34 protein-coding genes and 1 riboswitch are annotated in these 26,033 nt (G+C 46.1%); of the genes, 5 read left to right on the top strand and 29 right to left on the bottom strand.

Annotation, left to right across the window (positions count from 1 at the left end):
* Positions 1 to 305: 305 nt before the first annotated feature.
* The 8 genes from FQV28_RS14245 to FQV28_RS14210 form a co-directional block, all read right to left on the bottom strand.
* Entirely contained in the window at positions 306 to 623 is a 318-nt protein-coding gene (locus tag FQV28_RS14245) for a hypothetical protein (protein ID WP_146497169.1), read from the bottom strand.
* Between the two features lie 98 nt (positions 624 to 721).
* The gene (locus tag FQV28_RS14240) at positions 722 to 1,126 is read right to left on the bottom strand and encodes a hypothetical protein (protein ID WP_146497168.1); all 405 of its coding nucleotides are present in this window, start codon (positions 1,124 to 1,126) and stop codon (positions 722 to 724) included.
* Positions 1,127 to 1,334: 208 nt separating this feature from the next.
* Positions 1,335 to 2,351, bottom strand: coding sequence for a GTP 3',8-cyclase MoaA (moaA, locus tag FQV28_RS14235; RefSeq protein WP_222433276.1), 1,017 nt, complete (start codon positions 2,349 to 2,351; stop codon positions 1,335 to 1,337).
* A gap of 19 nt (positions 2,352 to 2,370) precedes the next feature.
* Positions 2,371 to 2,934, bottom strand: coding sequence for a molybdenum cofactor guanylyltransferase (mobA, locus tag FQV28_RS14230; protein WP_146497166.1), 564 nt, complete (start codon positions 2,932 to 2,934; stop codon positions 2,371 to 2,373).
* The gene (gene moaD / locus FQV28_RS14225; protein ID WP_146497345.1) at positions 2,931 to 3,164 is read right to left on the bottom strand and encodes a molybdopterin converting factor subunit 1; all 234 of its coding nucleotides are present in this window, start codon (positions 3,162 to 3,164) and stop codon (positions 2,931 to 2,933) included. Before moaD ends, mobA begins: the two co-directional genes overlap by 4 nt.
* The gene (locus FQV28_RS14220; protein WP_146497165.1) at positions 3,161 to 3,601 is read right to left on the bottom strand and encodes a molybdenum cofactor biosynthesis protein MoaE; all 441 of its coding nucleotides are present in this window, start codon (positions 3,599 to 3,601) and stop codon (positions 3,161 to 3,163) included. The genes moaD and FQV28_RS14220 overlap by 4 nt, the downstream gene beginning before the upstream one ends.
* Complete coding sequence (mobB, locus tag FQV28_RS14215) at positions 3,588 to 4,109, bottom strand: molybdopterin-guanine dinucleotide biosynthesis protein B (protein WP_146497164.1); 522 nt, start codon at positions 4,107 to 4,109, stop codon at positions 3,588 to 3,590. Before mobB ends, FQV28_RS14220 begins: the two co-directional genes overlap by 14 nt.
* Entirely contained in the window at positions 4,097 to 5,341 is a 1,245-nt protein-coding gene (locus FQV28_RS14210) for a molybdopterin molybdotransferase MoeA (RefSeq protein ID WP_146497163.1), read from the bottom strand. Before FQV28_RS14210 ends, mobB begins: the two co-directional genes overlap by 13 nt.
* A gap of 65 nt (positions 5,342 to 5,406) precedes the next feature.
* On the opposite strand from FQV28_RS14210, the gene moaC reads away from it, so the two are divergent.
* Positions 5,407 to 5,895, top strand: coding sequence for a cyclic pyranopterin monophosphate synthase MoaC (gene moaC, locus FQV28_RS14205; protein ID WP_146497162.1), 489 nt, complete (start codon positions 5,407 to 5,409; stop codon positions 5,893 to 5,895).
* Here moaC and FQV28_RS14200 read toward each other — a convergent pair.
* From FQV28_RS14200 to modA, 5 genes are all read right to left on the bottom strand, one after another.
* On the bottom strand, positions 5,880 to 6,395 hold the full coding sequence (locus FQV28_RS14200) for a MogA/MoaB family molybdenum cofactor biosynthesis protein (protein ID WP_146497161.1): 516 nt from the start codon (positions 6,393 to 6,395) through the stop codon (positions 5,880 to 5,882). The genes moaC and FQV28_RS14200 overlap by 16 nt on opposite strands.
* Positions 6,396 to 6,415: 20 nt before the next feature.
* Complete coding sequence (locus FQV28_RS14195) at positions 6,416 to 7,435, bottom strand: ThiF family adenylyltransferase (RefSeq protein WP_146497160.1); 1,020 nt, start codon at positions 7,433 to 7,435, stop codon at positions 6,416 to 6,418.
* Between the two features lie 122 nt (positions 7,436 to 7,557).
* A complete protein-coding gene (locus FQV28_RS14190) occupies positions 7,558 to 8,190 on the bottom strand; it encodes an ATP-binding cassette domain-containing protein (protein ID WP_146497159.1) in 633 nt (210 codons plus the stop codon).
* A 5-nt stretch (positions 8,191 to 8,195) separates the two neighbouring features.
* Entirely contained in the window at positions 8,196 to 8,879 is a 684-nt protein-coding gene (gene modB / locus FQV28_RS14185; RefSeq protein WP_146497158.1) for a molybdate ABC transporter permease subunit, read from the bottom strand.
* The gene (gene modA, locus FQV28_RS14180) at positions 8,876 to 9,649 is read right to left on the bottom strand and encodes a molybdate ABC transporter substrate-binding protein (RefSeq protein WP_146497157.1); all 774 of its coding nucleotides are present in this window, start codon (positions 9,647 to 9,649) and stop codon (positions 8,876 to 8,878) included. Before modA ends, modB begins: the two co-directional genes overlap by 4 nt.
* Before the next feature lie 169 nt (positions 9,650 to 9,818).
* Positions 9,819 to 9,922, top strand: a riboswitch (SAM riboswitch).
* 92 nt (positions 9,923 to 10,014) lie between these two features.
* Between modA and FQV28_RS14175 the strand changes: the two genes are divergently transcribed.
* Positions 10,015 to 10,689 (top strand): sulfite oxidase-like oxidoreductase, encoded by a 675-nt coding sequence (locus FQV28_RS14175; RefSeq protein ID WP_146497156.1) that lies wholly within the window; start codon positions 10,015 to 10,017, stop codon positions 10,687 to 10,689.
* 90 nt (positions 10,690 to 10,779) lie between these two features.
* On the opposite strand, the gene FQV28_RS14170 is transcribed toward FQV28_RS14175, so the two are convergent.
* From FQV28_RS14170 to FQV28_RS14155, 4 genes are all read right to left on the bottom strand, one after another.
* On the bottom strand, positions 10,780 to 11,004 hold the full coding sequence (locus FQV28_RS14170; RefSeq protein WP_146497155.1) for a helix-turn-helix domain-containing protein: 225 nt from the start codon (positions 11,002 to 11,004) through the stop codon (positions 10,780 to 10,782).
* 15 nt (positions 11,005 to 11,019) lie between these two features.
* Entirely contained in the window at positions 11,020 to 11,502 is a 483-nt protein-coding gene (locus tag FQV28_RS14165) for a DUF2975 domain-containing protein (protein WP_146497154.1), read from the bottom strand.
* Positions 11,503 to 11,596: 94 nt separating this feature from the next.
* Positions 11,597 to 11,812 carry a helix-turn-helix domain-containing protein gene (locus tag FQV28_RS14160; RefSeq protein ID WP_146497153.1) on the bottom strand — a complete coding sequence of 72 codons (216 nt, stop codon included), beginning with the start codon at positions 11,810 to 11,812 and terminating at the stop codon, positions 11,597 to 11,599.
* A gap of 9 nt (positions 11,813 to 11,821) precedes the next feature.
* Positions 11,822 to 12,301, bottom strand: a complete 480-nt coding sequence (locus FQV28_RS14155) for a DUF2975 domain-containing protein (RefSeq protein WP_146497152.1) — start codon at positions 12,299 to 12,301, stop codon at positions 11,822 to 11,824.
* A gap of 393 nt (positions 12,302 to 12,694) precedes the next feature.
* Between FQV28_RS14155 and FQV28_RS14150 the strand changes: the two genes are divergently transcribed.
* Both FQV28_RS14150 and FQV28_RS14145 read left to right on the top strand, forming a co-directional pair.
* On the top strand, positions 12,695 to 13,603 hold the full coding sequence (locus FQV28_RS14150) for a collagenase (protein ID WP_146497151.1): 909 nt from the start codon (positions 12,695 to 12,697) through the stop codon (positions 13,601 to 13,603).
* A gap of 345 nt (positions 13,604 to 13,948) precedes the next feature.
* The gene (locus FQV28_RS14145; protein ID WP_186763906.1) at positions 13,949 to 14,500 is read left to right on the top strand and encodes a GNAT family N-acetyltransferase; all 552 of its coding nucleotides are present in this window, start codon (positions 13,949 to 13,951) and stop codon (positions 14,498 to 14,500) included.
* A gap of 45 nt (positions 14,501 to 14,545) precedes the next feature.
* On the opposite strand, the gene FQV28_RS14140 is transcribed toward FQV28_RS14145, so the two are convergent.
* Genes FQV28_RS14140 through FQV28_RS14125 form a run of 4 tightly spaced genes read right to left on the bottom strand, consistent with a single transcriptional unit; the run spans position 14,546 to position 17,674 of the window.
* Positions 14,546 to 15,373, bottom strand: a complete 828-nt coding sequence (locus FQV28_RS14140) for an ABC transporter permease subunit (RefSeq protein WP_146497150.1) — start codon at positions 15,371 to 15,373, stop codon at positions 14,546 to 14,548.
* Entirely contained in the window at positions 15,354 to 16,274 is a 921-nt protein-coding gene (locus tag FQV28_RS14135; protein ID WP_186763885.1) for an ABC transporter ATP-binding protein, read from the bottom strand. The genes FQV28_RS14140 and FQV28_RS14135 overlap by 20 nt, the downstream gene beginning before the upstream one ends.
* Before the next feature lie 41 nt (positions 16,275 to 16,315).
* Positions 16,316 to 17,107 (bottom strand): CPBP family intramembrane glutamic endopeptidase, encoded by a 792-nt coding sequence (locus tag FQV28_RS14130; RefSeq protein WP_146497148.1) that lies wholly within the window; start codon positions 17,105 to 17,107, stop codon positions 16,316 to 16,318.
* A gap of 21 nt (positions 17,108 to 17,128) precedes the next feature.
* On the bottom strand, positions 17,129 to 17,674 hold the full coding sequence (locus FQV28_RS14125) for a helix-turn-helix domain-containing protein (RefSeq protein WP_146497147.1): 546 nt from the start codon (positions 17,672 to 17,674) through the stop codon (positions 17,129 to 17,131).
* A 329-nt stretch (positions 17,675 to 18,003) separates the two neighbouring features.
* Between FQV28_RS14125 and FQV28_RS14120 the strand changes: the two genes are divergently transcribed.
* Positions 18,004 to 18,399 carry an SRPBCC family protein gene (locus FQV28_RS14120; protein ID WP_146497146.1) on the top strand — a complete coding sequence of 132 codons (396 nt, stop codon included), beginning with the start codon at positions 18,004 to 18,006 and terminating at the stop codon, positions 18,397 to 18,399.
* Between the two features lie 87 nt (positions 18,400 to 18,486).
* On the opposite strand, the gene FQV28_RS14115 is transcribed toward FQV28_RS14120, so the two are convergent.
* The 8 genes from FQV28_RS14115 to FQV28_RS14080 all read right to left on the bottom strand — a co-directional run bounded on the left by FQV28_RS14115 (position 18,487) and on the right by FQV28_RS14080 (position 26,017).
* Entirely contained in the window at positions 18,487 to 19,638 is a 1,152-nt protein-coding gene (locus tag FQV28_RS14115) for a mandelate racemase/muconate lactonizing enzyme family protein (protein ID WP_146497145.1), read from the bottom strand.
* 67 nt (positions 19,639 to 19,705) lie between these two features.
* Positions 19,706 to 20,707, bottom strand: coding sequence for a 2-dehydro-3-deoxygalactonokinase (locus FQV28_RS14110; RefSeq protein WP_146497144.1), 1,002 nt, complete (start codon positions 20,705 to 20,707; stop codon positions 19,706 to 19,708).
* 18 nt (positions 20,708 to 20,725) lie between these two features.
* Complete coding sequence (locus tag FQV28_RS14105; RefSeq protein WP_146497143.1) at positions 20,726 to 21,424, bottom strand: RraA family protein; 699 nt, start codon at positions 21,422 to 21,424, stop codon at positions 20,726 to 20,728.
* 30 nt (positions 21,425 to 21,454) lie between these two features.
* Positions 21,455 to 22,102 (bottom strand): bifunctional 4-hydroxy-2-oxoglutarate aldolase/2-dehydro-3-deoxy-phosphogluconate aldolase, encoded by a 648-nt coding sequence (locus FQV28_RS14100; protein ID WP_146497142.1) that lies wholly within the window; start codon positions 22,100 to 22,102, stop codon positions 21,455 to 21,457.
* Positions 22,095 to 23,117, bottom strand: coding sequence for a C-terminal binding protein (locus FQV28_RS14095; RefSeq protein ID WP_146497141.1), 1,023 nt, complete (start codon positions 23,115 to 23,117; stop codon positions 22,095 to 22,097). Before FQV28_RS14095 ends, FQV28_RS14100 begins: the two co-directional genes overlap by 8 nt.
* Before the next feature lie 19 nt (positions 23,118 to 23,136).
* Entirely contained in the window at positions 23,137 to 24,423 is a 1,287-nt protein-coding gene (locus FQV28_RS14090; RefSeq protein ID WP_146497140.1) for a TRAP transporter large permease, read from the bottom strand.
* A gap of 21 nt (positions 24,424 to 24,444) precedes the next feature.
* Positions 24,445 to 24,918, bottom strand: a complete 474-nt coding sequence (locus FQV28_RS14085) for a TRAP transporter small permease (RefSeq protein WP_146497139.1) — start codon at positions 24,916 to 24,918, stop codon at positions 24,445 to 24,447.
* Positions 24,919 to 24,994: 76 nt separating this feature from the next.
* The gene (locus FQV28_RS14080; RefSeq protein WP_146497138.1) at positions 24,995 to 26,017 is read right to left on the bottom strand and encodes a TRAP transporter substrate-binding protein; all 1,023 of its coding nucleotides are present in this window, start codon (positions 26,015 to 26,017) and stop codon (positions 24,995 to 24,997) included.
* Between the last annotated feature and the right edge of the window lie 16 nt (positions 26,018 to 26,033).

Below are 26,033 nucleotides of genomic sequence, written 5' to 3'. Positions count from 1 at the left end.
CCTTTGGATTAATCTTTTAAAATTCTATGCAAGTTCTGGTAAAGAAAATTTCTTTGCCGGCAACTGTATCAAGTTTAGAGTCTATGCTTTGATCAAAAGGATGACGTCCATAGCTCTCGTTAAGATATGCGTTCGTAAAAGTACACTTAAATAGACGAAAGGGGAAAAGCAATGCTGTCAGCATTGCTTTTCCCCTTTTTTATTCAATTTTTAAAGTAAATTCGACTATATATGTATCGGCAGCATATTGAACATACCAATATCAATTACTCCAATGAAGTATGCGGCTAACTCCTGATTTATTGCTACATCCCATCTGGATAAACCTCTACATAGCCGTTTATCACAGACGATTCCAGTATCACTTGATCGTTTTCGTCTTTGAAGAAGCTATACGTTTTTTCTTCTTCTTTCAGTTTCACCATGACCATCCAATTTCTCTCACCGGGAAGGTTGGCAATAAAACCCTCCAGTTGCACAATTCGGTCCTCGGGAATGTTTTCTTCTGTTAGCAGATGATTCAATACCGCCTTTTCAACCGTATACATTTTAAATTTATACGCACCGAAAGCGCCTAGCACCAGAATCAGCAAAGCGATCAGAACGAGCCTTCCTTTTTTCACCTTTCTTTTCCCCTCTCGAATGACTTTCCCTTTATATTTTCCGGAAATGCCTGAACCTTTTGTTTTGCAATTGAAAATCCGAAAGTACGGGACATATTTTAATTTCCGGTCAGCTTCTTCTTCAATTCCGCCCCTTCTTCTTTGCTGAGTCTTCCGGACCCATGGCCTTCTGCAACCAACATCGTTTGTTGATTGGTTGTATCAAACCAGACATATATCCGCTCCATTTCAACATCCGGTTCTGAAATCAGCGTAATCATGCCTTCTGGTGCTTCTGACATTTCCTGTACATTTTTATCCCAATGTGAACTCTGTAATATGCCCACTATGTCATTGACTTGTTTCTTGCCTTTTATTGATTTCCACTCGTCTGTTTCTGATTCTCCTTTTATTTCCAAGTAAGTCAGTTCAGAATAATCACCTTCCGGATACTTGCTGAAATTGCACATTGCAAGCACCAAAAGACCGGTTAGAACAATAAATAGAAATTTCCCCTTTTTCATCCCGAACACCACCTTCATTGGCCAATGGAACGCAGACTAATTTCCATTTTCTTACTTAACATATACCGTTTAATAGCCGGAAAAGTCAATGTGTTTTTTCACTATCGCAGCAGTTGTTGCCTTTCTAAGAAAAAACCGCTAATTCATATGAGAATCAGCGGCTTAACAAGAACTATATTTTACTTTTTTGGTTCATCTGCACTTTGCTTTAACCGCCGATATACGACATGCCGATTTTCTTGCGGTTCTTGGCAGTTTGTTCGGTCCGTTCGTCGGAATAGCGGTCCGCGCGTCCTTCCCAGACACCGCTGATCGCCCGCAAGAGTTCGTCGTCGTTCAGGCCGCCGCGCAAGAGTTCCCGGATATCGAAGCCGTTCGTCGCGAACAGGCACGTATAGAACTTGCCGTCGGATGACAGCCGGGCGCGCGTGCAGCTTGAGCAGAACGATTCCGATACCGACGTGATAAAGCCGACCTGGGCTTCGCTGCCTTTAAAGCGGTAGCGCTTTGCGACTTCCCCGAAATAGTCTTCATCAACCGGCTCAAGCTCATACACCGTCTGAAGCTTTTCGAGGATCTGCTTTTTCGTCACCACTTTTTCGAAGCTCCAGCCGTTGTCATTGCCAACGTCCATGAATTCGATAAAGCGCAATGTGATGCCGCGTTCCTTGAAATATGCGGCCATCGGCAGGATTTCGTCTTCGTTGATGCCTTTTTGGACGACCATGTTGACTTTGATGTCGAAGCCGACCGACTTGGCATAGTCAATCTGCTTGAGGATGCGCGACGGTTCGACGCCGCGGCCGTTCAGCTTGCCGAAAAGCTCCGGTTCCAGCGCATCCAGGCTGATGTTCAGCCTTCTCAAGCCCGCATCGTAAAGCGGCTGCGCGTGCTGGCCAAGAAGCAGGCCGTTTGTGGTCAGCCCGATATCTTCCACACCCTCAACAGACAAGATTTTGCCGATGAGTTCCGGGAGTCCGCGCCGCATGAGCGGTTCGCCGCCGGTCAAACGGATTTTCTTGACGCCCATCGAGACGAACAGTTTTGTCAGCCGGTGGATTTCTTCAAACGACAGCAGTTCCTGCTTCGGCAGAAATGCGTAATCATCGCCGAATATTTCTTTTGGCATGCAGTAGGAACAGCGGAAATTGCAGCGGTCCGTCACCGAAATCCGGAGATCGCGGATTGGCCGCCCGAGTTTGTCTTTTAGTGGATTGGCATTCATCTGCGGTGCACCTCCCTTTCTATTCATCCGGTCTGTTGATGTTGCGGAAAACGCCTGTGTCTTTATTAATCACTGTTGAATCGAGCCAAGCGGTGCCGGCTTTTTCCATGAATACCATGACACGCCGTCCGCCAGCCGCCAATTCCTCTTGGAGTGCTTCTTGCAGGCCGGTTTTCCAGATGCTGAACAGCGGCACCTTTTCATCCGGTGTTTGGATCGCTGTGATGTTCTGTTTTTTATCCATCCGTTCGACAAGTTTTGTGGTTTCCTTAGAAGTAATGAACGGCATATCGCATGGCAGGACGATGTAGCAGTCGCCCGGCCTTTGGGCCATCGCTGTCAAAATTCCGGCAAGCGGGCCTTGTCCCGCTATAGCCGGCAGATCCGTAATGACATCCAGCTCGTCCGGAAAACGGGACTGGAGTTTTGGATGTGCCACGATAACAACCCGGTCGCATACCGCATCCAATGCCTGGTACGCTCTTTCGTAAAACTTCTCGCCGCCAATTTCCGCGAACGCTTTCGGCGAACCGAAGCGCCGCGACTCACCGCCCGAAAGCAGAATGCCGATTCGTCCGGTCATCCGCCGCTCACCGGCGGGATAAATGCGGCGGTGTCTCCGTCTTCAAGGACGTCTGCCGGCAGGGCGTATTCCTCGTTGATGGCGACTCGCGCCGAAGCGTTCTCTATGCCAGGGTATTTGTCGGCTGCCCATTCCATAAGGTCCTCGACCGTTTTGCCGGCGAGGTCCGCCTGTTCCTGTGACGTGCCCGTCAGTTCACGAAGTCCTGCAAAATAATGCAACGTAATCATTGGTTTCCCCCCTCCGGTTTTTTCTTCTGGTCGCCGATCCATTCTTCGCCATCTTCCCAAATCTCTTTTTTCCAGATCGGCACGATTTCCTTGATCCGTTCGATTGCGTACTCGTTTGCTTCATACGCCGCTTTTCGGTGCGGCGACGACACGGCAATGACGACGGCGATATCGCTGATCTGCAGTTCACCGATGCGGTGCGCAATCGCCACTTGTGCACCCGGCCACTTTTCTTCGATTTCGCGCCCGATTTGCGCCAGCTTTTTCTCGGCCATCGGCACGTAAGCTTCATAAGCAAGATACAACGTCCGCACCCCTTTTGTCCATTCCCGGACATGGCCAGTGAACAAAGTGACGGCCCCTGCTTCGGGACGCAGGACAAGGTCGGCGTATGCCTGCGGATCGATCGGTTCTGTTACCACTTCAAATGCTTTCATCTTTTTCACCTTCCATCCATTTCAAAAACCAACTTTTCATCTCTTGCTCGTTATTCCGGCCCATCGTTTCAACACCATCCAAACGTAAGCCTTCGGGTGCCACGACAAGCCTTATTCCTTGAAGCCGTTCCAGCTCTGGCCAATCTTCTTCCGAACGGACAAGGACGATTTTATCAAAATCCGCTTCCTTGTAGCCTTCGACGAGCACGAGATCCGGCTCTGCGAAACACGCCAGCTTCAGCAAATCAGCCAATGCTGCACTTTCTTGCCGCTGGTGCAGCTGGATAACGCCGCCCCCGTAAACAAGCGAACTTGCCGCGCCTTCATCAAAAAAACGTGTACTGTCAGTTGTCCCGGGCGGCATTTGCGGCGGGCTCCCATGGCCATGGTGCTTGATGGTGGAAACAGCCTTGCCGCTTTCTTTTGCCATACCCAAAAGCCGGGACATCAACGCAGTTTTTCCGCTGTTTTTAAAGCCCACAACCTGCAGTACTTTCACAGCACCCATTCGCTTGCCCCTTCTTCCACTCCAAGAAGCAGCACATCGACGGTTGTGCCTGCCAGGTAGCCTCTTGTTCCGCCGGGCAAAACGATCAGTGCGTTGCCCCGCGCGATGGACGACACCGCATTCGACAGGTTAAATCCTGCCGGACGGACGGACGCGCCGTCATAGCTGGCTCGGATAAAACGGGTGAACGGGTTTGCTTTTTCAAAGTCTTCCGCCAGCACTGCTTGTGTCCGTGGCAGATACAGCTTGTCCGCCCCCATCATTTTCAGGATTGCCGGACGGACAAACAGCTCGAACCCTGTAAAGCACGCCGACGGATTGCCGGACAGCCCGAACAAATACTTGCCGCCAGCTACGGCGACCGTCGTGACGCTTCCCGGGCGCATGGCGACTTTATTGAACAAAACCTCCGCACCCAAACGTTCATAGATGGCCGGCAAAAAGTCGAAGTCGCCGACCGATACGCCGCCTGTCGTGATCAGGATGTCCGTTTCTTCCGCCGCCTGTTTCACCACGTTGAAGCTTTCGTCCAGATCGTCTACTGACATGCCGTACGTTTTGCAAGCCAGCCCCATGCGTGCAAGCTGCGCCGCAATCATCGGGCCATTGCTGTTGCGGATTTTGCCCGGCACAAGCGGTTCGCTGACGTCGAGAAGCTCGGTTCCGGTTGCGAGTATGCCGACCACGGGCCGTTTTGCCACGTCCACTTCGGCGCAGCCGAATGTCGCAAGCACGGCGATTGTTCCCGGATGAATCAAACTGCCGCCGTCGATGACGGGTTCGCCTTTTTTCATGTCTTCCCCTTGCAGCGAGACGTTTTCAAGCGGTTCGAACGGCTTCCGGATGGTGAATGAAGCTCCGGAATCGACCGTCTGCTCGAACATGACCACCGCATCGGTCCCTGCCGGCAGCGGTGCGCCGGTCATGATGCGCACCGCCTGCCCTTCTTTCACCGTTTTTTCGGAAACGGCGCCGGCACCGATATGGTCGATGACTTCGAACCGTTTGCGGTTCTCTCCGGTTGCGCCGTCCGAATCTTTTGAACGAATTGCAAAGCCGTCATACGGCGACCGGTTGAACGGCGGCACGTCGTGTGTTGCTTTTACCGGCTCCGCTAAGATGCGGCCATAACTGTCGCCAAGCGCTGCCCTTTCTGTTCCGAGCGCCTGCGCTTTATTAACCACCCGTTCCACAGCTTCCGCTACCGGAATCGGTTTTCGGTGTTCCACCACTGCCCTCAACTCCCTTGATTAGTTCTGCTATACTGGACTTAATCTATCTTGAAAGGATGATTCCGTTGTCTGAACTCACTCATTTCAACGAACAAGGACGCGCCAAGATGGTCGACGTCTCCGATAAACAGGACACCGTCCGCACGGCACAGGCCAAAACTTCCGTCACCATCAACGAAGCCATCTACCGCCAGATCAAGGACGGCACGAATAAGAAAGGCGACGTTTTTGCGGTCGCTCAAGTGGCCGGCATCATGGCAGCCAAAAATACCGCGCAGATTATCCCGATGTGCCACCCGCTTGCGTTAAGCGGCGTCGACATCCGGTTCGACTGGGATGTCGACGAAGAGGCCGGCCATTATGAAGTGCTTTTACTAGCCACAGTCAAGACAAAAGGGCCGACCGGCGTCGAAATGGAAGCCCTCACTGCCGCATCCGCCGCAGCGCTGACGATTTACGATATGTGCAAGGCAGCCGGCAAGGAAATGGTCATCGGGCCGACAATGCTGCTGGAAAAAACAGGCGGCAAGTCCGGCGACTATTCCCGTGGCTGAAGGTGCTTTGTCAGTTCAAAAACGATGTGCCGGATTTCCGGCAGGATGAGCCGGTTCATCGCAAGCTTCACTGCCCCGCGGGACCCCGGCAGGACAAAGATGGCTTTGTCATTGGCCACTCCTGCCGCCGCTCGGCTCAGAAGCGCTTTTGTGCCGACGTCTTCCAAAAAACTAACGTAACGGAACAGTTCACCAAAACCATCCAATTGCTTCTCAAACAACGGGCTGATGGCTTCAAGTGTCACGTCCCGCTTCGCAATTCCTGTCCCTCCGGTCGTAATGACCACGTCCACTTTTTCTTCCTGAAGCCAGTCTTTTACCGTCTGCCGAATGCATTGCGCATCATCCGGCACGATTCTATAGGCTGCTATATCCAGCCCTTTTTCTTCCGCCAATTCCTGCACAAGCTTTCCGCCGAGGTCGGTCTCTTTGGTCCGCGTATCGCTGACGGTCAATACCGCCAGGCGGATTTTCTTGTCATGCTTAAAGGATTCAGACATCGCGTTTCTCCCTTTCCGTTTCAGCCAAACAATTGATGGTACAGTTTCCGTCCTTCGGAAATGCTGCGGATGCCGTGGATCAAAAGCCGTCCATTGCCGAACAGGACCATACGGTGGCCAAAAGCCTGCAACTCCACAAAATAAGGCGTACGCTTCACTTTCGCATCCAGCTTTCGCCCCGCTTTTTCCGCATCTTCCAATGTGATCGGCCGCTTTGGATCCGGCAGCACCTGTACCGCATCCCTTCCACAAAGCACTGCGTAAGCACGCTCAGCCGCTTTATCGAGCGACGGATAAGCCGGATCCGAACCGCATGTTTCGCATGCCGGGTTTTTGATGCGTGAAATCCCGATATCCAGCTGGTTATTGTCCCATAAGTTAAAATGATGGACTCTCTTCCGCAGCGCTTTCTTGTTGCCGGTCAGCCACTTCATCGCTTCGGCAGTTTGCAGTGCCGCAGTTATTTGGACAGCCGGCGATATAATGCCCACGGTGTCGCAGGTTTCATTGACAGCGGGCAATACCGGCATCAAACAGCGGAAACAGCCTGTTGCTCCTGGTACAAACGGAAAAACCACGCCGGAACTGCCGACACAGGCACCGTAAATCCACGGCACTCCGTGTTTTGCGGAAGCATCATTGATGATTAGACGTGTTTCGAAATTGTCCGTCGCGTCCATAACCAAATCGCTTCCCGCAATCAGTTTCTCCATCAATACTGCATCCAAATTCTCCAAATACGTAAAGAGCTGCAGATCGCTGCGAATGGCCTTTAACCTTTTTTCGGCAGCAACCACTTTCGGCAACATGTCTTTTGCGTCTTGTTCTGTAAACAGCTGCTGGCGCTGCAGGTTCGACAGCTCCACATAGTCACGGTCGACAAGGTGGATCTCACCAACGCCAGCACGGGTCAACGTTTCGGCAATCGCAGAGCCAAGTGCACCGCAACCGACAATGGTGACAGCCGCGTCTCCAAGTTGCTTCTGGCCGCTTGGGCCTATGGGCTTGAATAAAGTTTGTCTTGAATAGCGCTCATCCACTGGTGATCTCCCCTTTCCTGTAAATCCGATGTTCTTCCCTTAAGCTTACCACGAGCGCCATTCTTGCTGAACTGCTAGACCTTGCTTACAAAAAAGCTTTCCCGTTTTTAGGGAAAGCCCGCTTATAGCTGTTCGGTCATGTGCCCTTTTTCAATCCGGACGACACGGTCTGCCAGCCGCTCCGCATCGGCTTTTCGGTGCGTGACAAAAATCACGGGAATCTTCCAGCGCTCATGGATGCGCATCAGCTCATCTTGGCAGCGCCGGGTGTTGCCGTCATCGAGCGCCGAGAACGGTTCATCGAGCAACAGAATATCCGGCTTCGCTGCCAATGCCCGTGTCAACGCCACGCGCTGCTTTTCACCGCCTGAAATCTGGTGCGGGTATTTCGGCAGCAGCTTTTGGATGCCGAGAATGTTCGTCAGTTCGGTGACATGCGACAAATCCGAACCGCGTGAAGTGCCATACAAAATATTCTCTTCTACAGAAAGATGCGGAAACAAGGCATAGTCCTGGAACAGGTAGCCGACTTTCCGCTTTTGTATTTTTAGCGGCTTTTTCCCTTCCTTATAAAACTCCCGGTTGTTCAATGTGATTTCACCACGATCCGGCTGATCGATGCCCGCGATGCAATTGAGCAGCGTTGTCTTGCCGGAACCCGAAGAGCCGACAAGCGCCATGATTTCATCCTCAAGCCGGAACTGGACAGCCAGTTCAAAATGCTCCAAACTTTTCTGGAAATCCACAGTCAGCATGCGCGTCACTCCCTTCCGATGCGGACCGCTGTTTTTTTGCGCCAATAATTGACCCAGGTGATGGCAGCAATCCCGACTGCTGATATGACGATGACCCAAAACGCCGCTTTTTCCATATCCCCTGCTTCATAAGCGAAATAGATGGCGAGCGGCACCGTTTCCGTCACTCCCGGAATATAGCCGGCAATCATCAACGTCGCGCCGAATTCGCCGATGCCCCGGGCAAACGCCATGATCAAACCGGCGAGAATCCCCGGCCAGGCGAGCGGAAACGTGATGGTCCGGAACACCCGCCATTCGGAGACGCCCATTGTCCGCGCGACGTTTTCCCAGCGCGGGTCAACTTTTTCAAAAGCCGCCATGACGCTTTGGTACATGAGCGGCAGTGAGACGACGAACGAGGCAATGGCAGCGCCGACCCACGTGAAGACAACTCGGAAGCCGAACCAATCTTCTAGCAGGCTGCCGAGCGGCCCGTTCGCCCCGAACAGCACAATGAGCCCGAAGCCGATGACTGTCGGCGGCAGGACCAGCGGCAGCAAAACGAGTGCATCAATGGCGCTTTTGCCGAAGAATTCGCGTCGGCTCATCAAACGCGCCAGGGCAATGCTTGCGAAAAAGACGAAAAACGTGGAAATTGAAGCGACTTTCAGCGACAGCAACAGCGGCGACATATCGTATGCCATCATGAGCCGGCCCCGCTTGCCGGTATAAAGCCGAATTCTTCAAAGAGTTTCTGGCCTTCAGGCCCCGCCAAGAAGTTCAGGAACGCTTCGGCGGCTTCCTGGTTTTTGCTGTCTGACGCAATCGCTCCCGGGTAGACGACAGGCTCCCTGCTTTCCGGAAATTCCGCCATGCCCGTTATTTTTTTCGAGGTCGCCGCATCGGATGCATAGACGATGCCAAGCGAGGCGTTGCCGCTTTCCACGTAGGTCAGGACCTGGCGTGCATCTTTTGCGTAAACCAGCTTGCCGTCGAGAGGATCCCATAGTTCCAAGTCTTCGAGCACTTCTTTTGTATAGCGGCCAAGCGGCACGCTTTCCGGTTCGCCGACCGCAATGGTTTCAGCATCCTTCAACAGTGCTTCAAAATCCCTCTCTCCCGTCAAATCGGCGCTAGAAGCCAGAACGAGCCGGTTTTTCGCAAACGGCACAATACTGTCTGCTTGGATCAGCCGCTGCCCTTTCAGCAACTCCATGTCATCTTCACTCGCCGATAAAAAGAGGTCCACCGGCGCTCCTTGCTCGATTTGGGTTCTTAGTTTACTTGATGAACCGTAGTTGAAGGATAGCTCTACAGCCTGCCCGGTTTTCCGGAATTCAGACGCCGCTTTTTCCATGACGCCCGATAAACTCGACGCCGCGGAAATCAGCAGTTTATGCTCGTTTCCGGCTTCCGGCTTGCTGCAAGCCCCCAGAAGAAATACTATAAGCATTATCAAGACTAAAAGTTTTTTCATTTCGCTAACTCCTCTATTTTCAAACCTACTGGGTCCTCTTTCCAATGTCAATCTCCGTCTTCCCAAAGCCTTTTCTATGGCTTTCGCTAAAATAATTTGATTCTTCCATTGTAACAGCTCCTTTTATTGGTTAAAATAAATCTTGTTAGAAAATTATATAAACTACAGATCCTTATCAAGAGAGGCAGAGGGAATGGCCCGATGACGCCCGGCAACCGCTATGTTTAGTATGGTGCCAAATCCAGCAGGACGGTTTGTCCTGAAAGATGAGGAAGAGTATCCCGTTGCGAAACCAAACTCTTCCTCATCTTAGGAAGAGTTTTTTATTTTTGAAAATCTGTCTATACAAATAGAGGAGTGATCCGATGAAATTAACCAAAGCAGAACGCATCAAACGGACAAGAGTCCCGACGGCAGACATAGACCCGGCTCTGGCAAAGCGTCTTCCGCCAGGCCAAGTGCTGACCGAACGCTTCCCTGTTCTCCATGAAGGGGAAGTGCCGGTCTATGACATGAACGAATGGACATTGAAGATCTTCGGCCTTACCGACCGGGAAGTGGTGCTGTCGTATGACGATATTCTACGCATGCCGCAAACGACGATGACGCGCGACATCCACTGCGTCACCCGCTGGTCGCGCTTCGACAACACGTTCACCGGCGTCCGCTTCCAGGATCTTATGAAAGAGCTTGGCATTACGCCAAAAAGCAAGTATGTCATGCTGCACGGCGACTATGACTATACAACGAATGTGCTGCTCAGCGACTTGGACCGGGAAGACGTTCTCCTCGCCCATTCGTTGGACGGTGAGCCGCTGACGGCCAAACACGGTTACCCGCTCCGCTTTGTCGTACCTCACCTTTATTTCTGGAAAAGTGTCAAATGGGTGCGCGGCATCGAGTTTATCGATGAGAACCAGCCGGGATTCTGGGAACAGAATGGCTTCCACTTGAACGGCGATCCGTTTAAAGAAGAGCGCTTTTCCGGTGAAGACCTGGAGATTCCGGAAGATGAATGGGAAAAGAAAGAATTCGACTGATCTTGCGATTTGGTCCATATCCTCTCCTTTTCAAACAATAAAAAAAGGCCCGGTCGAAATCGACCGGGCCTTTTTACTCGTGCAAGTTTTTTAGTTGCTTGGGGCGATTTCGTCCTTACGATATTCCAGGATGTCGCCGGGCTGGCATTCCAGCGCCTTGCAAATTGCTTCCAAAGTGGATAGCCGGACTGCTTTCGCCTTGCCGTTTTTCAGGATGGACAAATTTGCCATCGTAATGCCGACCCGTTCGGAAAGTTCGGTGACGCTCATTTTCCGTTTCGCCAGCATCACGTCAACATTGATAATAATCGCCATTATTTTCACCTCAGCTCAGACTATTAAATCGTTTTCCGCTTTTATATCGATGGCATCTTGCAGAAGTTTCTGGAGAACAGCTGCAAAAACGGCGACGACCAGTGAACCAAAAATAACGGCCATTCCGATTAAGATGCCTGGTGCGTCGTCCGCTTTTGTCAGAAGATACAAGAATGGCATTTCTAAAACATACAGGATACTGATGGCAATTGCACAGCGTTTTATCGTTTTCAGTGCTTTTACCGCTAATTCCGAAAACGCTTCGTTTTTGTCAATATAACTTAACAGCTTTAATGTCTGGTAAAGCGCGACGAAAAACGGAATCATCGCTAAATACATGCCGATCAAAATCGGGTATTGCAGATCAGCCAATTCAGGAAGCTCCCAATACGGGGAATCCGGGTGAAGCCTAGACAACCCGAATATACATACAGCAAGTGCCGGAACTCCGATAAGGATAATAGCTGCTTTCAAAAAGAGTGTTGAACCCCGGTTCATAACAAGCACCTCGCCACATTAGTTTTTTTCATCTATTACCACCGAGCACCTAGGCCAATCGAGCAAAGGCCCTTTCAGCTTCTGAAGAAATGCTCTATGCGTCTTCTTCTTTTTGATATTCCAAAATATCGCCAGGCTGGCAGTCGAGTGCTTTGCAGATTGCTTCTAAAGTCGAGAGCCGGACTGCTTTCGCTTTGCCGTTTTTCAAGATGGACAAATTTGCCATCGTGATTCCGACCCGTTCAGAAAGTTCAGTGACGCTCATTTTCCGTTTTGCCAGCATTACATCAATATTGATTATAATCGCCATAATCTCACCTCAGACCGTTAAATCATTTTCAGATTTTATATCAATGGCATTCTGCAGCAGCTTTTGGAGGACAGCCGCAAAAACCGCAATTACGATTGCACCGAACGTGATGATCATTCCAAGTCCGCCAAGTCCCGGAGCATCGTCTATTTGCGCCACGTACAGGATGATCGGCAGGCACAGGATGTACAAGGCCGTGATGGTGATTGCACAATATTTGATATTTTTTATGGCTTTCACCGATAATTCCGAGAAAGCGACGTTCCTGTCAATGTAACTTAACAGCTTCAACGCTTGGTACAATGCCACAAAATAAGCAACCGCCGTCGCGTACATCGCAATCAGAAAGACATATTGCAAAAAAGCCCATTTCGGTATAACTTCCGCAACAAATGACGAAAGCGGAGGCACCACAAAAATGCACACTGCAAGTACCGGTAACGCCATAAGAATAATAACTGCCTTTAAAAAGAGTGTTTCCCGTTTCATATAAAGCACCTCACTTATCTATTGATTAAATTGATTCTAACAAAATATTTATTGTTTTACAATAAAATATTATTGATTTTACTCAATTCTTCTTTTTGTTACAGAAGCACTTTGCAATGGATATTGTGCAGCGATACAGAAATACATGGTTTCTCTGCGATTTTGTTCACACCTATAAGGCCATTACAGACCAAGCTCCTTTACTCCTTTTGCCATCCTTCAAAACCTATGGATAACTTCTCTTCTTCACGGCATTAAATTTTGCCGCTCTCTTCTCGCCCTCAAAGGATTGAAATGCAGGAATTCTGGCTAATATATGTATAACTAACCTTTTGGGCTTGGTAAGATTAAAATACAAAAACGACTGTCAATGTCAGAAAGAAGGGAGACGAAATGAAGACTTCAGTTAAAATACTGCCGCTCATTTTATCGAGCATTATTGTTTTGCTGGGCATTGTTTTGATCGGCGGAAGTATTTTTTTGAGCAAGTTTTTAGAGGAAAAGACACAAGAGGAATTGACATATTTCCAGTCCATCAAGATGCTTGTCAATACAAACTTCGACAGTGCAGCGGAGCGGCATTTGAAAGAGACAAATCTCCAGGAAGACCACCACCACGTTTCGATTTATTACGAAAGCGATTTCTCCAATCTTCTTCCCCTTACGAAAGAAACCTTGGACTGGGCGATGGAACGCAATGAGGAACTGTTCGGTGAATTGGACGAGCAGGACTTGGACATTATCGTCTTTGAAAACGAAGAAGACATTAGCCAGCTTTCCGACCTTAAAAACATATCCGGGTTTTATTCGGAATTCGAGCGCCTGCTTGGCATCATCTATTACAACAAAGAATCGGTTTTGGATGGAGATGAACTTGCCTTGTACCGTTTCCAGAAAAATATTTTGCACGAATACACGCATTACGCATTTGAACGGAAAATAGACAAGACAAAAGCGGACGACTCGACACTCTATCCCGTTTGGTTTCATGAAGGAATAGCAGAGTATGTGGGCAATGACACGTTCCGGGTCGAACACTCCTATTACCAGGACGTTCCACTCGAGGAATTGACAACCCATGACCAATGGCAAAAAGCCCGCTTTATCGACAAGGCGAACGTTTACGAGCAAAGCTATTTTGCAATTAAATACCTGGTCGATCGGTATGGTGAGGAGTCGCTGAATGAACTGGTCGAATCGGTAGGGAAAACAGGGGATTTCGAAAAAAGTTTCAAGCAATTAACAGGAATGACAGTTTTGGAATTTGAGAAAGAACTGCACTCGTTTTATATGGGAAGATGACAAGAAGCGACTTTATTCGGCCTGCGAATCTTCGGGCCGAATAAAGTCGCTTTTAGTTCGTATAAGAATCCAAAACTTCATGTAAGAACGGAGGAAGTTCATGTAGGACTCCTGATTTTTCATGAAGAAAATAGTGATAGCCCCTTTCGGCAGAAATAACCCTTCAACTTTTCCCTTGCTTTTTTCGTGCCAAAGTTTTTGATTTTATTGCCACCCGTTTTTAAACGCTCTATGATAAAAGTAATTGGAATTTAGGGGGATGAGGTATTGCGTGTGACGAGTCAGCCGCCAACCATTGTAGAGGTGTTCAAAACTGAAAAAGTTAAGGAGATCAACATGACGACAATTATCTCTAACCTGTTCCACGGCGAACGGATAAAACTTTCAATACCGCGGGAAGACGATATTGAAATTATGCTGAAATGGGGAGAAGATACCGATTATCTGCGCAACGTGGATACGGATATGGCGATGCCCCGCAATAGCGAACAATTGATGAACGAAGGTTCCCCGGAAGCGAATGAAGTGTATTTCCGCCTAAGAACCATCGACGAAGACCGTTTGGTGGGTTTCGTCACCATATACGGCATCGAATGGAACAATCGGACCGGCGTGTTGGCCATCGGAATCGGCGATGCTGCTGACCGCAGCAAAGGCTACGGAACCGATGCGCTCCGCTTGATCCTCCGCTATGCATTTTATGAAATGAACCTGGATCGTGTAGGCTTGGAAGTTATCGAATACAACGCGGGCGGCATCAAGGCTTACGAAAGAGCAGGGTTTCAAGTGGAAGGACGCAAGCGCTCGATGGTGTACCGGGACGGCAGACGCTTTGATATTATCGTGATGGGGATTTTGCGCCCTGAATGGGAAGCGCTCAACCCTTGGAATAGCTGAACAAAAAAGAGTTTTCCTTCAAGCAGAAGGAAGACTCTTTTTGCATCAATGTATTTGCTTTTCAAACAAGGCAAATCGGTCGTTATGTTTGGAAATTCGGTGCCATAGCATAAGATTAACAAGCAAGACGCCCAATGAAATGATGAGAATCAGGCCAACTCCCAGCAAAAACAATCCACTGATTTGGCCTACTAGCATGCCCACCACCGGCAGCACGATGACACCCCCAATGTTCTGGGCTTCCTGGTACGTTTTGACTTTGGATGAAATCACAATATTGACCAGGACAACGAGCAAAATCACCATCGGAGAAAGGCAAGTGATCAATACTATCCAGTTGGCTGACGGGAAAATCAGCTCCCGGAACAATGGATAGCCAAGCACGTTGATGATGATGCCGCAGACCAGGAAACTAATAATTGAGACAAGAAACGGCGGGATGAACGATGCTGCCACTTTGCTTAGGAATAGTTTATGGATGGAAACCGGCGCAAACAGCAGGCTTTCCAGTGTCCGCCGCTCCTTTTCCCCCACAAAGCTATTCGCTGCAACCGTCATCGCTGTTATGATCGGCACCAGCAAGAATAGTGTCGGCAACATGTAATTGATGAAGATGTATGTCATCTGCTGCTCAAGAGAATAAGCAGAGACGGCGCTGCCCATGGAGCTTCCGGCGAAAACAGAAACCAGCTTCCGTCCGTCTTCCCCTGCAATTTCTTCCAGATCGAAAAATAGTGCACTTCCCATCAACAGTGCCGGAAATAGAACCGTAAAAAGAATCGGGATAGCAATCATCGTGATCAACAAAGTTTTGCTTCTGACGATATCTGTCAAATCTTTCTTGACCAACGCTTTACTGATGAACGATTCCATTGAATTTCCTCCTAACCTGAAAGTAAATGGACTGCAGATCGTTGTTCGCCGGAATCACGGAAAATATCGGGTCGGTTTGGAGCAGCCCTTGAAGCAACTCAGGAATGGCATGCTTTGAGGGCAAATCGAAAGCGACCATATTGCCGCTTATGATCCGGCACGGATATCCAAGGAACTCTCCTTGAGCCGGCTGGAATGTGGTATTGACGTTCACGGTCAATACCTCCACGTACTTCTCTTCCAATTCAGCCAGTGTCCCCTGCTCGGCAATCGTTCCTTGCTCGATAAAAGCGAAAGAATCGCAGATTTTCTCCAGTTGGTGGAGAACATGTGAACAGATAATAATGGTTGTCCCGGTTTCTTCGTTATATTTTTTGAGGTAGGACAGCACTTGCTCGATGCCGTCGGGATCCAGCCCGTTTGTCGGTTCGTCCAGAAAGAGGATTTCAGGTTTATGGAGCAGCGCTTTCGCCAAAGCGAGGCGCTTCCGCATTCCTGTACTGTACTTTCCAGCCTGCTTGTGCTGATGCTCTTTCAGATCAAACAACTCTAAAAGCCCCTCTACTCTCCCCTTGTCTTTCACACCGTATAAGCCAGCGAAAAATTCCAGGTTCTCTTTTCCGCTCAGCTGATGGTAAAGTCCGGCACTTTCCGTCACAATACCAGAAATTTTGCGGATTTCATCGCCGTTTTGGGCCGGATCCAGCCCTTTGACACGAACCAAGCCCGAATCGGATTTAATGACGCCGTTCAACAACCGGATGAACGTTGTTTTTCCTGCCCCATTAGGTCCCAGCAACCCGATTATCTCTCCCTTTTTGACGCGGAAATTGACGTTTTTCAGGACCAGTTGCTTGCCGAATGATTTCGCCAGCCCGTTCACTTCGATTAACGTTTCCATAGACAGCCTCCTCACTATAGCCAACCAAGATTTCCTGTGCATTAAAACAACGACCATACTGCTGTGATTAACGTGGTTGTGATATGGACAAAAGCATGGGAAACCATGGCGATTTCCAGCCCTTTTCGCCAGTATAACCAGCCGAACACCAAACCGGCGATGCCATTCAAGAGAAGCATCCGCGCCCACACAGCCGCAGTGAGCGGTGCAGCCAATGCCGTTGCCCCTAGATGGCCGACGGCAAACAGCAGCGCGCTTGCCAGAATGCTGATCCAGAAAATTGCCGCAGAAGGCGCTTTCCGTGATCGTTGGAACAGTTTCCATAGGATCCATACAAAAAGGGACATCATGCCCCAACGAAGGAGCAGCTCTTCCGTAATTCCCCCGTAGGAGATCCCCCCTATTGTTCCCAGCAAGCTTCTGGAGCCGGCGCTAGTTTGCAGCGCCTCCGGCAAATAAGGCTGAAAGGCGAGTTCCAAAAGAAAAAGAACGGCAGCCGCCGCTGCTCCCAAGAAGATTCCGGCCGGCACAGCTTTTTTGAAAGAAGCGGCTGCATCTCCTTCAAAGTTCCCGTTTACCCATAAATGAAGATAAGACACCAAACCGACTTTCGGGGCAGTCATCAAGCCTGCCAGCACCGCAATCGTCAACAAAATCAACGGATTGATCAAAGACAGCAAGACGAGCAGGACGAGCGGGATATCCGGCGGATTTGGTATGCTTTGCAATTGTTCTTCAACCAGTGGAATTAAAGAAGGGATAAAAAAGATAATGCCGATCAATCCAAAGGTGAAAAGTGCTAAAAATGATTTCCAGAAACTCTTTCTTTTCATTGGCTTCACTCCTTTTTTATATCATTTCTTTTGTTCCTTGTTTTTTTCAGCAGTCACAATCGTTGTCAATGTCCGCTTGCGCCTGCCCTCTTCTTCATTGCCGATCAGCTTCATCATTGCGCCGTTTATGGTTTCCAGCAAGTCAAGGTATTCATCGTCATTGGCATAGAAAGAAACTTGGCGATAGCCTGTTCCGTCTTTGATAAAATCAAAATCGTCCTGCGCCACATAACGCTCGAAATCGTCCAAAACAGTAGCGAAGAATTTCATGAAAAAGCTCATATGTTCCTCGGCGCCAGCGTTCTTCAGTTCTTCTTCGCTTAGAGATGCCGCCTGTTCCGGCAAAGCGTAGACCTTTTCAACAGTGCCGCGTACTTGATGTTCCTCAACCGCTTTGACAATCTCCGCCTCTACCAGCTTTTTGAGGTGCCGGTATAGCGAGGCTTGCGGAACATCCGGCAACTTTTCTCCGATTTGCTGTACAGTCAGCTGCCGTCTGTTCACTAATGTTTGGATGATGCGCATCCGTACCGGGTGCAAGACGACGTCTGCCTTTGATTCTTTCATCAAATCTCTCCCTTTATTATCATTATTAATAATGATAATAAAGAATCTGACTTTTAGCAATACTTTTTTCAACCGAGACACCTTTTAGTTGAAGTTAATACATTCTTATAAATGAAGTATTTGCTGTGGTTTCGCAGCAGCAGATATTAGCCGGTCTTTCTTTTGTCAGACGAAGTTGAAGCGGAATTTTGACCAGATAAATGGCAGTCTTATTAGAACAAGGAAAAAAATGGATTATTTTTATTTTTTTAGCTGTTTTACGGTATTTTGTGCACTTGTTAGCGAAACAAAAAACACCTAGAGTTTAAAGAAAACAGGAGGTTGATCGGATGAATACCGGCACACGCTCTGTTTTCATTGATGCCGACCCTGAAACGGTATGGAACTCCATTGTTAAAGACGGCCGCTTTTCCACTTGGTACGCTCCCGGTTCGATTTGGCAAATACCGAAAGTGGAGGTTGGGGAAAAGGCGCTGTTCATACTGATGCCAAGCGACCATAATTCACTGGAAGAAGGCGAAAGCATCTCAATGAGTTTCACTATTGCCGAGGTTCTGCCTTTCGAAAGGTTTTCCTATGCTTCCGATTCGGATGGGACGCTTTTTACGTTCGATTTGTTTCCCGAGCAGGACGGAACCCGGGTAACGGTAAATGCAGACGGCTTCGGCCTTAGCTTGGAAAATTTGAAAGCTTTTGCGGAAGGGAAAAATCTTCCGCATATATAGCAAAATGAAAAAACCACTGCTCTTTGTCTGAGCGGTGGTTTTTGTATAAAACATCTCCTTATGTTTCATTATATTCCTTACATTGAATTAACGGTAAATAACTGAGTTTTCATTCAAAAAATCTCGATTTATCTCTAAACCTAATCCATCTCCTTCTGGCACTGTCACCCAACCATTCTCATGTTCAATTGGATTTTTCGCTAAATCTGTTCTAAAAGGATGAGAAGAAGTATCATATTCAAAAATTGGTTCTTGAGCGAACAATGATCTGTTAGCAAGAGGAATTGAAGTTAAAAAGTGCAAAGACGCATTTTGACCGATGGCCGTTCCCCATACATGCGGATTCACCTGTATTCCGTGAACAGCCGCTATTGCCGCAATCTGTTTGCATGCTGTAAATCCTCCAGCAATGCAAATATCGGGTTGCGCAAAATCTACTGCTCGACTCTCTAGGAGATCTCTGAATCCAAACGCTGTAAATTCCGCCTCTCCGCCGGCAATTGGAACATCAATTCTATTTTTAACCATTTGATATCCTTTTATATCTTCAGGAATTACAGGTTCTTCAAACCATCTCAAATTAAAATTTTCCAAAGCTCTTCCAAGTTTAATCGCTTCGCTTACACTGTACGCATGATTAACATCAATCATCAATTCTACTTTATCTCCTACCGCTTGACGAATCTCATTCATTACTTCAATATCATCCTGAATGCCAAAGCCTAGCTTCACTTTCATCAATTCAAAGCCATTAGCTGCATGGTTGCTTGCCTCTTCTGCTAATCGTTTTTTCTCCCCTTGGCCTTGTGTCCTAAAAAATCCAGTAGCATACGCCTGAACTTTTTTACGGAAAACTCCACCCAACAAATTGCAGATTGGTTGTTTTAAAATTTTTCCTTTCAAATCCCAAAGTGCTATATCTATGGCACTTATAGCACCTATAACCGCGCCTTTTCTACCGTAATCTTTCGTATGGTGATACATCTCATCCCAAATAACTTCTGTATGTAGCGGGTCTTTTCCTAATACAAGGGGTTTTAACACTTTTTCGATAGTAGCTGCAGAAATTTCAGGTTGCTGAAGTCCTGCACTAAGCGCTTCGCCCCACCCGCTTAAACCCTCATCAGTCACAATCTCAACAATTGTTGAAGAACGCTGAGTGACCCATTCTTGTGAAAAAGCAAAAGGCTGTGGAAGTGCAGACTTTAATATATATACCTTTATATCGGCTACCTTCAAAATATCCACTCCAGTTCCTAATTTTTATGTTACAATACCAAACTTTGTTGCTTCTCTTCTGCAGAATTTAAGGTTGCATCTCCTTTAGTGAACGCTTTGATACGCATAAGGCGCCAAAACCAGCTAAATGGTTAGCTTCTTCTTTGCTTGCTTTTCTAATGTTTTTAAAGAACCCATCCTCTAAGATGACAACTTCGAGCGCATCTTTTAGTATCTCTTTTCCAGCTATTATAATAAGAGAATCTGAACTTACTTTTATGGCGGTGCTATTTTTTAGAGCCTTTAAATCATCAGATAAAATTACTCCCAGCAAAAAGTTTGCCTTTTGATTGTCTGTCAACTCGGTAAACCGATCTAAAATTCTTACCATAAAGCTTCCACGGGTCAATCCATATCGAGTTCCTGCTTCAAATCCCTGAATTAGCAATTCTTTATCCAGTTCTTTTGCAAAAGAGCTAGATAAAGAACTTGCTAAAATCGAGCCTTTTGTAATTAAAGATATTAATTCTCCAGCCAGTGATGTTACACAGCCAGTAATTTTGTTATTTTTATCAAGAGAAATGAATTTAGAGTGGGACCCCGGAAGGATTACTACAGCCGGCCCCGCCAAGTTCAAGCGCTCAATCAGGCCGACTACCTCCACCTCTTCCCCTCTCATAATATCCATGGATTCTTTATCCTCCAGCGTTCTCACGTCTGCATGATTTTTGACTCCTGGTACAAATAGAATTTCTTTATCTATGATTTCCGGGAACCTATATGCGACTATTCCGCGAGCTAATTCCTCTATTCCTACAGGAGCAATTAAATGAGGAACTTCAACGAGCCCCACATTTGAGGTAATCATTCCAGTAGCTATTATTTGAGATATGTTTTCAAGCGTTAATCTTTTTCCAGCCAATACCTCTGTAATTGCATCTTTTATAGCAATTTTCAGTTTGCTATTATGGCCATCTGTTGCCGTATCTCTAACCCCTACTTCACGAACCGCTATACTTTGCGGTTGATCTTTATGCCAGAGAGTCACACGTGTATTGGTAGTTCCTGCATCTATAGTCAAGATGTACATTTCATCACAACCTTCAATTTAAATGCGGCCAAAATTAGCTAGGATCTCTTCGACTGTTGCTCCTTTTAATATCTCTTCTCTAATTTTCAATTCATTATCCGCAAGTTGGCGTGCCTTTCCATAAACTTCTTCTAATTGATCATAAGGCACGACCGCTACCCCTATTTCATCGGCAACAACTAAATCTCCTGGATTGACAATGATGCCTCCACATGTAATGGGTACATTGATTTTAATCGGTTCTTTTCTTCCAGAGATAGCAGTATGGGCTTGTCTTGGTCCTGAAAATTTTGCCGTAACAGGGAAATCAAGCACTTTTGACTCATCTGTATCCCGGCAGCTTCCATCGATTACCGCTCCTGTCACTCCCGCATTTCTAGCAAGGCCAGACATTAGTCCTCCCCAAATAGATGTTTCACTTTCACCAAAAGCGTCAATTACCACAACATCTCCCGGCTTTGCAATATCAAATACATCTAAACAATCCACAATGTCTCCTGGAGTCAGTTTAACAGTAATGGCCGGTCCGATAATTTTTTTGTCTGCGGCCTTAGGCTTCATATCATTAGTCATTACATTATCTCTGGCCATACAATCACCGACTATACAAGAAAGTGAAAGTACATCATCCATTTCCCGATAAGGAGCAATCAGCTTTTCATCGATCTCTGGTCTTGGGTTAATAATTTTTCCTGATTTAATTAAGTTTTGTGACATAATAAAATTCCTCCATATAATTTAATATTTTTATAAATTGGCTGTAAACTGCTTAGCTATTTCAGTCAGTTTGGAAAACTCTTTTTTACTAATTGCTTCTTTATTTACTAAACTTCCACCTACGCCTATGCCTAAGATACCAATATTTATGAATTCCTTTACATTGTCAGGAGTCACTCCGCCCACAGCAATAAAATTAAGATGCTGAAGAGGACCCATTAAAGCTTTTAAATAATTAATTCCTAACTCACCAGCTGGAAAAAGCTTTACAAAATCTGCTCCCGCTTCATTAGCAACCAATGCTTCAGTTGGTGTTAACGCTCCAGGCATGGATACTTTATTCAAACTGATTGTCTTCTTAATTACTTGCGGGCTAACGTTTGGAGATATTATAAGTTCCGCTCCTGCATTAACAGCCTGTTCTACTTCTGATTCAGTTAATACAGTCCCCGCACCAACAAGAATGCGTTCTCCAAAAAAATCTTTGATTTTCTTTATTTTATTGACGGTTTCTACTGTAAAGTTTGGCTGTTTATGATCGAAGGTTACTTCCACTATTTCAATTCCACCGTCAACTAAAGCTTGCACGGTAGCTAGTATGTCTATTTCTTCTACTCCCCTGATAATCGCCACTATTCTTGCTTCCTTTATTTTCTTAACGACATCGGCTTTATCCATTGTTAGTTACTTTCCCTTTCTCTTGAGTAATGATTTTGGGTTTAACTAAGTTAGGAGGACGCTCCCCTAGTAAGACAGCTTTTATGTTTTCAGCAGCAATTCTTCTGCACTCATTTAAAGCTGGCTGAGATATATAAGCAACATGGGGTGTAATAATACAATTATCAAGAGTGAACAATGGATTATCTTTAGGCGACCAATTTTCTACTTTTGCAGGTTCTTCCTCGGTATCATCGAGCCCTGCGGCCACAATCCATCCCTTACTCAGCGCCTGGAATAGCGCTTTGTTATCTACAAGTTTTCCTCTTGCGCAATTTATTAGAATAGAATCTTTTCTCATTTTCTTTAATGCTTCTTCATTAATTAAATGATGGGTTTCCGGGGTATGAGGGCACATAACATCTACTACATGGGAAGTTCTTAATAATGTATCCAAATCCACTTTTTTAACATTATGTGAATTCATCAACCCTTCAGAAACATAAGGATCGTAAGCTATAATATCAAACCCAAAAGCAGCTAGTTTTCTTGCCATGTTTTGAGCAATACGTCCAAACCCGACGAGCCCAAAAGTCATTTCTCTCATGCGATGAATCGGAGCCAACCAATCGCTCCAGTGCCAATTTCCATTGTGAGTCGCCTTGTCGAAAGCAGGTATTGAGCGAATGAGCGTAAATGCCATAGAGATGGAATGATTCGCAACTTCGTCGATACAATAGTCTGGCACATTTGTCACTATCATGCCATTTTCATAAGCTGCTTCTACATCTACAATGTCTACACCAATTCCATAACGAGCAATTACTTTGCATTTTGGAAGTTGTTCAATAGTTTCTCTGGAAATTTTAGCGTATTGTTGAAAAATAGCATCCGCATCTTTTGCTTGCTCAGCTAAGCTTTCACCTGTTTTACATTGCAAACCGATAACTTCGGCTCCAATTGGCTCTAATATTGCCTTCTCTATCTCGATATCCGGATAGTCAAAATCACTGACATATACTTTGTATTTAGACATTCTAGACCTCCTACATTATTTATTGCCCTACTAAAAATCCTGGCAGGAACGTAGAGACTGGCGGAACATATGTTATAACCAGTAACAAAACTATCATGACAACAAAATATGGAACGAGGCCCCTGGCAATCTTCTCTATTGAAAGGCCACTAATGCCGCTTGCCACAAACAGATTCACTCCTAATGGAGGTGTACAAAAGCCTATAGCCAAATTAACTGTCATGATAACACCGAATAACAGCGGATCAACTCCAAGAGCTACAACTACAGGCAAAAGGATTGGAGTTAAAATGATAATAGAAGCAACGGTTTCCATGAACATCCCCACAAATAGGAGGAAAATATTTATAAGCAACAATATGATAATCGGATTATCCGAGAAACCTGTTAAGAAAGCTGCTAACTTTGCCGGCACTTGTTCGAGTGTCAGAAGACGGCCGAAAGTGGAGGCAAAAACGACTAAAGAAAGAATCGTTGCTGACGTTAGAGCTGTCTGGGAAAATACAGTGAAAAGATTCCTAATTTTCAGATCCTTGTATATGAAAAGACCCACTAAAAGCGCATACAACACTCCTACTGCCGCAGCTTCTGTCGGGGAAAAAAACCCTCCATATATTCCTCCCAGTATGATAATCGGAGCCAATAATGCCCAGATAGCTTTTTTGAAAGTTTTCCAAACGTTGGATGCGACAAACGTTGTTCTCTCTGCTTGAAAACCCGCTCTTCTATACAAGATATTTGCGACAACCATAAAACCTAAAGCGAATAGCAATCCCGGAACAATACCTGCAATGAATAGCCGGCTAATAGATACTTCCGCAGAAATTCCATACATGATAAACGGGATACTAGGTGGAATCATAACGCCTATAATTCCTGCAGAAGCAGTTAATGAAGTACCATACTCTTTTGTATACTCCCTTTTTGTCATTTCAGGAATTAAATTTGTTCCTATTGCAGCGACAGTAGCTGGAGATGATCCTGAAATCGCCGCAAAAAAAGTTGATGCCAAAACATTTACATATGCCAAGCCAGCTTTGAAATGACCGACCAATGACTCAAAAAAGTCAATAATTCTTTTTGACAAGCCCCCTGAATACATAAGCTCTCCTGCCAATATAAAAAGCGGTATTGCTAAAAGGGGATAAGAATTGATGGCTGAGACAATAGATTTCGCTTGGAACATCAATGTCGTTGTTTGAAAAAGAAAAATTACCGCGATAGAGGAGATTCCTAGTGAAAAAGCAATAGGAACACCTATACTGATGAGAAGAAAAAGCAATCCGAATAATACAATGGCTTCCATTATTTGACCTTCTCCCTTAATCTATTTGACTGTTTTCATATCTTGGATGAAGTTTTGAGTAATCCTAATAACAGATAATAATGCTCCAAGCGGTGCAGCTAAATACAGAAGCCACATCGGGTATCTTAACAAAAGTGAAGTTTCGGTTACCACAGAAGGATGACTCATCCACTGGAATCCGACAACCAAGATTATCGCGAAAAACGCTAGAATCAACAAGTTCACAAATAGCTCTAAAATTTTTTGTGCTTTTGTTGGCAGAATGTCTACCAAAGCGGTGACTCTAATATGCTTTCTTTCTTTAAAGCCATAGCTAATTCCAACCCAAACAAAAAATACAAATAGTGTTAATACGGCTTCAGAGGCCCACGCTAAAGCACTATCAGCGATAATCAGCATCAATATATTGATTGTCATTATAGCGGTGATAAAAGCCAATAAAACGACACATAAAAATTTCTCGATATTGTCAGTAAAACTTTTAACAACCTGCACTTCCTTCCCCCCCTTAACATACAGAAAATATTTAGAGAATACCCACCTTTATTACAAGTGTGGGTATTCAAGGTCATTATTTCCTTGCTTCAGAAATCGCTGCATTAAATTCGTCAAAGACTTCTGCACCTAATTCCGTACGGTATTTTTCTAAAGTTGGTTGAGCAGCGTCAATCCATAGTTGCTTTTGCTCTTCAGTCAATTCTGTAACTTCCGTTGGATAATCTTTATTGTTTTTAATTTCTTCCAACTGTCCGCTTTCCTCTTCTGCAATTAAGCCCAGTTGGAAATCACGCGCATCTGCAAAAGCGGTAGTAATTTCATCTTTTTCTTCATCAGTAAGTTCATTCCAAAAATCTTGGTTCATTACAGGTACGTAAGATGTATAAACATGTCCTGTTAACGTCAAGTATTTCTGTACCTCATAATATTTCTGAGCATAAATTTGCGAAATAGGATTTTCTTGGCCATCAAAACGACCAGAACTTAAGTTGTTATAAAGCTCAGCGAACGGCGCACCTTCTGCTATTGCATCCAGGTCGTTCCATAAGTAAACGTGTGCCGGAACCTGCATTGTTCTTAACTTAAGCCCTTGCAGGTCTTGTGGAGTTACTACTGGTTTTGTGTTGTTTGTTAAATGGCGCACTCCATTTTCTAAATAACCCATGCCGATTAAACCGTCATCTTCAAGATCTTTAAGTTGAGCTTGTCCCCATTCCCCACCTAAAGTATTTATGGCAGTTTCGCGGTCAGGAAAGACATAAGGCAATTCAATCAGTGCCATATTTTTAGCTTCATCAGTCAAAAATGATGAAGGCGGTGTCGCAATAGTAATATCCCCTAATTTTGCGCTTTCTACCATCTCATCATCATTACCGAATTGAGAAGAAGGATAAATTTCAACTTCAAAGTTTCCATTTGCCTCCAAATCTTTTTCAAATTCCAACCAAGCTTTATGCATGTGGTAAGATTCGTTGGATCCGTGAGCTATCTTTATTGTTTTTACTCCTTCAGAACCACTTCCAGAAGTTCCAGATGAACAAGCAGCCATAACTACAATCATTAACAGAATCAAAAACAAAAACAGTATTTTTTTCATTTTTTTCTCCCCTTTT

The sequence above is a fragment of the Planomicrobium sp. CPCC 101079 genome (assembly GCF_007859275.1).
GTDB lineage: Bacteria > Bacillota > Bacilli > Bacillales_A > Planococcaceae > Planococcus.
Note: the sequence above shows the minus strand (reverse complement) of the source record. Positions and strands in the feature narration are given on the sequence as shown.